This window comes from Bacillus sp. CR71, assembly GCF_003429245.1.
Lineage (GTDB): Bacteria > Bacillota > Bacilli > Bacillales > Bacillaceae_G > Bacillus_A > Bacillus_A thuringiensis_S.
In genome coordinates this window covers 763,388-770,435 of the sequence record NZ_CP031748.1, presented here as the reverse complement: position 1 = coordinate 770,435, position 7,048 = coordinate 763,388, and the positions used below count along the sequence as shown (strand labels likewise).

Genomic DNA, 7,048 nt, shown 5'->3' with positions numbered 1-7,048 from the left:
ACAGATTGATTTACGGGACCAGTCTGTTCAAAATCAGAAAGCATTCATCCATCAATTATTTGGACTTGCAGGATAAGGTACGATTCCATTCCATGAGGAATATATGCGCTTTATGCCCTTGTATTTTATTTTTGCACCAGAACCGAAAAAACTTTTCCCTTCATTAACAATCACCTCTTAAATGAATAATGTAGTAGTGCTACATCGTCATAGTATCCTTCAATTGAATGCTCCTCAATAAGAAAACTATATGTTTTACAAACTCTTAAAAAACTTAAACATTTATACATTTTTTTAAAACCAATATAAAAAGGCCGCAGAGAAATTCTTCTCCGCAGCCTAATACTTATTTTTGTAAAAACGACTGTAAATCTGCAAACTGTCTCTTTGCATCTTCATAGCCTTGCTCATATAAATTTTGTAGTTTTGCTGTATCTTTTTCCATACGATCTACTTGAAGCGGCACTTCTGGGCGAATAACAAATAAATTACCTGCTTGTTCTTCTTTTTCGATGTAGTGAAGTGTTTCATTATACACTTCATAACGATTTAGCATCGTGTTAACAAGGTTCGGATATTTTTTATAAGCTTTCGCTGCAACCCATCCAAACTTTGATTTTTTCTTCGCGTAACCATGATTTCTCGTTAAAATAACGACTGATTTTTTAAAACCATCTTCCTGTGCTTTACGAACTGGAATTGGATCCGAAATCCCGCCATCTAATAATTGCTTACCACGGTAATTTACTACAGGTGCAATGAAAGGCAATGAACTAGATGCTTGTAATAAATTTAGTGCATCATCATTCGTTCCTTCTTTTTCAAAATAAATAGACTGTCCTGTTTCACAATCTGTCGTTCCTACAAGGAAACGCTCTTGGCTATTAAAGTATGTTTCAAAATCAAACGGAACATGCTTTTCTGGAATCTCATGAAAAATGAACTCCATATCGAATAACTGGCGTTTTCTCCATAAATTTTTATACGATAAGTATTTTGGGTGTGATGCATAATCAATATTTACTGTTTTATTTCTATTTCTTTGTCTGGAAAGATACGACGCTGCATGACAAGCACCAGCTGATACACCGATTACATATGGAAAATATAAATCTTGTTCCATAAAGTATTCTAATATCCCGCCCGTGTACACACCACGCATACCGCCGCCTTCTAATACTAACCCCGTATTTTCAAGCATGTTACTCTCTCCTCTATATATATTGACTCTTTAATTATTCACCATGTTAAGTATCTTTTTCTATTATATATGAGTTCTTTCAGAAATTATATTCAAAAGACTTGAGAAAAAGGAGTTTTTTCTTCCAATTATATTTCCAAATGGTTGGAGACATCCTTTATAAATCTTTGAATAAAATCTTGCTCTTCTTTCGTATATCTATCTAAAAATAACAGCCACTTTTCTTCAGCTTGTTTATGTAATTTATCATGAGCTTTATATATTTCATTTCCGCTTTCCGTTAAACGGAAGAAGATTTCTTTTTGATTATCTAACATTTGCATCTTCTCAACGAATTTCTTTTGAAACAACTTTGTACAAATTTTAGAGATTGCACCCTTCGTCATTCCCATTTCTGTCGTAATAGCAGTTACATTCATCAAACCATTTTTCCCGATACACTCGATCACATGTAACTCAGATAAAGACATACCACTTATACCTGTCTCACGAAGAAATTTCTCATTTTGCCCTTTCAAATGTTCTTCTTTTTTATGCAAAAGTGTACGAATGTCCGAAAGTATTTCCATTTGTTTCGTTGCATAATCCAATCCGTTCGCCTCCTGAGTTTCTAAAGAAACAAATTAACTATATACCATTTTAAAATCATTTTTTCATATTTACAAGTGAGAAAATCATGTTAAAATAAATTTAGTTTCCAAGGAAACTAAATGACAAGGAGGTTAACATAATGAAAAAACCCAAAATACATTTCATTTTATATGTCGTCTGTATGAGTGCCTTACTCGGTTCCTTCGCTCAAAATATTTACACGCCTATCTTGCCCATGATTCAAGGTTCTTTTCACACTTCTCTTTATCTTGTAAATGTAACAGTTTCCCTTTTCACATTCGTTCTTGCGACTATGCAGCTCATATATGGACCTTTCATTGATACAAAAGGGAGAAAATCTGTCCTTATCCCTAGTTTGATCATTAGTACAATTGGTTCAATCGGATGTGCTTTTTCAGCGAACATATATGTATTTCTATTTTTCAGAGCTGTTCAAGCTATAGGAATAGCAGCTATACCTGTAGTAGCAGCAACGATTATCGGCGATTTATTTGAAGGAAAAGAACGAGGAGAAGCAATGAGCCTGTATCAAATGTTACTTGCTCTTGCACCTGCGATCGGCCCTCTCATTGGTGGTTATCTAGGCAGTATAAATGGCCACGTATCCGTATTTCTCTTTTTATCTATACTTGGCATTCTCTTATTAACGATAAATATTTCACTACTTCCAGAAACAAAACCAACTGTAAGTAAACAACCGCAAGCAAAAAAGAATTACTGGCGTATCTTAAAAAATAAAACTGGATTTTCTATTACTCTTATTGGCTTCATTCAATTTTGTATTTACTTTTGCTTCCTCGTTTTTTTACCGAGCATTTTAACAAATTCATTTCACTTAACTGCAAGTGAAATTGGTCTTATGTTTGTACCGATGTCTCTTTCTATTATGCTAGGAAGTTATTGCTACAAGTTTTTGCAAAAACGCCTCACAACAAAGCAAGCTTTATTCATTACAAGTTTCTTCAATATTATATGTGTCACTTTATTCTCTTTCACATATAACATCAATATCACGTTCATCATTATCGTTACATCTTTGTACGGTTTTAGTATGGGACTTTCTATGCCAACTCATACTACTTTATTAACAGAAGAATTTGTACAAGAACGCGCAACAGCTATCGGTATGTACAACTTCATCCGCTATCTTGGTATGGGTACAGGGCCACTTATAGGTGGATTTCTTTTATTTAACCAAAAATACTTTTGGATTTTCTTCCTAGGCGCAATTATGTTTTTACTTGTAATCTTATATGCAATGAAAATGCTACGCTTTCATGCTGTACAAAAAGTAAAATAGGGCCCCAAAAAGGTCAGCTCTATTTTACCCTCTTTGATCCGCAACAATATGAATATCAATAAATTTTGTTTGTCTCATAATTTCATTTACAATAGAGCCTTTTCGTATTTCTTCCCACCTTGTTCTTGCCGATTGTCCAAGTAAAATTTGCGTCACCTGTAATCTTTTTGCCACTTCAATAATAACATCTGCTGGCTTTCTTCCTTTTGCTTCTTCTAATACAAAGCTTGCATCAAATTGATTCGTTAGCAACTTCCACTCTTCAATCGTCTGCTTTTTTCCAGCTGAAATAGAATCTATATTTTCCCTCTCAACGTTTAATACGTACAATTCAGCATTTAACCGATCAGCCATGCGCCATCCCCGTCGTATTAATTTCTCCGCTGTCGAACTGTATTGTACACAAACAAGAATTTTTTCTTTTACACCAATCGGTTCTATTACTGTTTGGCTAATTTTCTCGTCCATATCATCTGCCACTTCCCGAAGTGATAATTCTCTTAGTGCCCCTAAATTATTAAGCGTAAAGAAATTTTGTAAGCTTTGCTGAATTTTTTCTTCTTTATATATCTTTCCGTCTATTAGTCTCTTCCTTAATACCTCAGGCGTTGCATCAACGAGCTGAATTTCATTTGCTTTTTGTAAAATAAAATCTGGAATTCGTTCTCTTACTTTTACATTCGTAATTTGAGCTACAATATCATGAACACTTTCTAAATGTTGAATATTAAAAGCTGATAATACCGATATACCAGCCTCTAACAATTCCTGCACATCCATATAACGTTTCTTATGTTTAGAACCAGGAACATTACTATGCGCAAGTTCATCCACAACAACGACTTGCGGTGCCCGTTTTATAATTCCTTCCACATCGAGTTCATAAAACACTTTCCCTTTATAATCTATTTCTTTTAAAGAAACTTGTTCTAAATCAGCAATTGCGTCTTCTGTCTCTTTTCTCCCGTGCGTTTCAATTAAACCAATTACAATATCCGTACCATCCTTTTTCATCTCTCTAGCATCATAGAGCATTTTATAACTTTTTCCTACGCCTGGAGCTGCTCCTACATATAGCTTTAACTTTCCGCGATTTTGCTGACGAATATATTCTAAATATTCCTCTGGCGTTCGCCTTTGAAACTTCGGTTCATAATCATCTGCATACAAAATAAACACTACCTTTCATTCGAAACAACGCTACCTCAATCCATTAGATTGAGGTAGCACTGTTACTATTTCATTAATTTCTGTAATGCCAAATTTAGCTTTAAGACGTTCACTCGATCTTCTCCAAATAAACCAAGTGCTGCACCTTCTGTTTGATCTTTAATCAACTGATCCAGCGTTTCTTTCGGGATTCTCGTTAATTTCGAGATGCGCTCTACCTGTACGGACGCCCCCTTCGGACTAATATCAGGATCTAGCCCTGAACCTGAATTTGTCACTAGATCAATCGGCACTTCTGTTACCGGAACAGCCCGATTTTGTTTCTTCCACTCTTCAATACTTTTCTCTACTCGTTTCTCTAAATCTGGATTAGATGGTGCATAGTTATTTGAACCAGATGCTTCAGCCTTATATTCAATACTAGAAACACGCCCTTGAAAATAACGTGGATCCGTGAAGTTTTGACCAATTAATTTAGAACCAATCACTTCATTTTTATCATTATATATTAGACTTCCATCCGCATTATCCTTCATCACTGCTTGTGCAATACCAGTAACAATAAGTGGGTATACAAGTCCACACAACACTAGAAATGTAAAAGTAATACGGATAATTGGTGATAGTATACTTTGTTTCTTCTCCATCTTTTTCCCCTCTTCCTTATATAAACAAGCCGACAATCATATCAATTACCTTAATTCCAATGAACGGAACGATAACTCCGCCAAGCCCATAAATAAGTAAGTTTCGGCTAAGCAATGCATTAGAACTCATCGGTTTATATGCAATACCTTTCATCGCTAACGGAATGAGTAATGGAATAATAACAGCGTTAAATAGTAATGCTGATAAAATCGCTGACAGTGGTGATGTTAATTTCATAATGTTCAATGCCTCCATTTGCGGAATCGCAAGTGTAAACATTGCTGGAATGATTGCAAAATATTTCGCTATATCATTCGCAATACTAAACGTCGTTAACGCACCTCGCGTCATTAACAATTGCTTACCGATTCCTACAACCTCAATAATTTTCGTCGGATTCGAGTCTAGATCAATCATGTTCGCCGCTTCTTTCGCTGCTGTCGTACCACTATTCATCGCTAATCCAACGTCCGCCTGTGCTAATGCCGGCGCATCATTTGTACCATCACCTGTCATCGCTACAAGCTTCCCTTTATCTTGCTCTGCTTTAATAACAGCAATCTTATCTTCTGGTTTACACTCGGCAACGAATTCATCTACTCCTGCTTCTTTTGCAATCGTTGCTGCTGTTAACGGATTATCACCTGTACACATAACCGTTTTAATCCCCATTTGGCGCAACTGTTCAAAACGATCACGCATACCCGGTTTTACTGTATCCTTTAAATAAATTAAACCATAAATACGATTATCTACTGCAACTACAAGTGGTGTTCCACCCTCTTTTGAAATTAAGTCTGCTTTTTGATTTACATCTTTCGGAATTATTCCGCCTTGTGACTCAACCCATTCAATAACGGCACCTACAGCACCTTTTCTCACTTTTGTTCCGTCTTGTAAATCAACACCACTCATTCTCGTTTCTGCTTTAAACGGAACAAACTCACCTTGTTCTGCAAGTTCCCTATTGTATGATATAGATTTTCCCTGCACATACTCGATAACAGATCGACCTTCTGGTGTTTCATCTAAAATAGAACTAATAGCGGCCCACTTTCCAACTTGCTCAATCGTTTCATTTCCTACAGGCAATAATGTATGAGCCATCCGGTTCCCAAAAGTAATTGTACCTGTTTTATCTAAAATAATTGTATTAATATCGCCAGCAGCTTCTACTGCTTTCCCCGACATCGCTAACACGTTAAATTTTGTTACCCGGTCCATCCCAGCAATACCAATTGCCGATAATAGCCCACCAATTGTCGTTGGAATTAAACAAACTAATAATGCAACTAGCACAGCAGTATCAATTTGAAAACCTAAATAATTTGTAAAAATCGGCAACGTCATAACGACGATCAAGAAAATAAGAGTTAAGCTCGTTAATACTGTATTTAAAGCAATCTCATTCGGCGTTTTTTGACGAGCAGCTCCTTCTACTAAAGAAATCATTTTGTCGATAAATGATTCACCAGGATTACTCGTAATGACAATTTTAATTTCATCACTTACGACCATCGTTCCACCTGTTACGGAACAAAAATCACCGCCCGCTTCTTTTATAACAGGAGCTGATTCCCCTGTAATTGCAGATTCATCTACAGATGCTAACCCTTTGATTACTTCACCATCACTTGGAATCATTTCTCCTTGTTTTACGATAACAACGTCACCTTTTGTAAGATCAGTTGCTGAAACTTGGACAATGTCTCCATTTTCTTTTACAACATTTGCAAACACATCTTTCTTCGACTGCTTTAAAGTATCGGCTTGCGCTTTACCACGACCTTCTGCTAATGCTTCTGCAAAATTCGCAAATAAAACTGTAAATAATAGAATGAGAGAAACTGTTATATTAAACCAACCTGGTATACTACTAGAACTACTTGGAAGAAAAGATAAAATGAACGTAATGATAAATCCAATTTCCACAACGAACATAATCGGATTCTTTATCATGACTTTCGGATTCAATTTCGCAATGGATTGCTTCATCGCATGTGTTACGATATCACGATCCATCGTTTTCGCTTGTCTAACTTCATCTTCTACAGCATGTATTTGTGACTCATTTAATTGTTTTTCTTTTACTACTACCGGTCTCATCATTTACCCTC

Annotated in this window: 6 protein-coding genes; 1 reads left to right on the top strand and 5 read right to left on the bottom strand. The window is 35.8% G+C overall.

Features of this window, described 5'->3' with window-relative positions:
• Positions 1–346: 346 nt before the first annotated feature.
• Positions 347–1,201, bottom strand: coding sequence for a patatin-like phospholipase family protein (locus DOS87_RS03945; protein ID WP_098578312.1), 855 nt, complete (start codon positions 1,199–1,201; stop codon positions 347–349).
• 128 nt (positions 1,202–1,329) lie between these two features.
• Entirely contained in the window at positions 1,330–1,791 is a 462-nt protein-coding gene (locus DOS87_RS03940) for a MarR family transcriptional regulator (RefSeq protein WP_000384217.1), read from the bottom strand.
• Positions 1,792–1,931: 140 nt separating this feature from the next.
• Between DOS87_RS03940 and DOS87_RS03935 the strand changes: the two genes are divergently transcribed.
• Positions 1,932–3,113, top strand: a complete 1,182-nt coding sequence (locus DOS87_RS03935; protein ID WP_098853248.1) for an MFS transporter — start codon at positions 1,932–1,934, stop codon at positions 3,111–3,113.
• 24 nt (positions 3,114–3,137) lie between these two features.
• Here the strand turns inward: DOS87_RS03935 and kdpDN are convergent, their stop codons facing one another.
• The 3 genes from kdpDN to kdpB are packed head-to-tail and all read right to left on the bottom strand — an operon-like array spanning position 3,138 to position 7,037.
• Positions 3,138–4,292, bottom strand: coding sequence for a KdpD-like non-kinase potassium sensor (kdpDN, locus tag DOS87_RS03930; RefSeq protein WP_003300067.1), 1,155 nt, complete (start codon positions 4,290–4,292; stop codon positions 3,138–3,140).
• Between the two features lie 56 nt (positions 4,293–4,348).
• Complete coding sequence (gene kdpC, locus DOS87_RS03925; protein ID WP_151525329.1) at positions 4,349–4,930, bottom strand: K(+)-transporting ATPase subunit C; 582 nt, start codon at positions 4,928–4,930, stop codon at positions 4,349–4,351.
• A gap of 16 nt (positions 4,931–4,946) precedes the next feature.
• The gene (gene kdpB, locus DOS87_RS03920; protein ID WP_208730206.1) at positions 4,947–7,037 is read right to left on the bottom strand and encodes a potassium-transporting ATPase subunit KdpB; all 2,091 of its coding nucleotides are present in this window, start codon (positions 7,035–7,037) and stop codon (positions 4,947–4,949) included.
• Between the last annotated feature and the right edge of the window lie 11 nt (positions 7,038–7,048).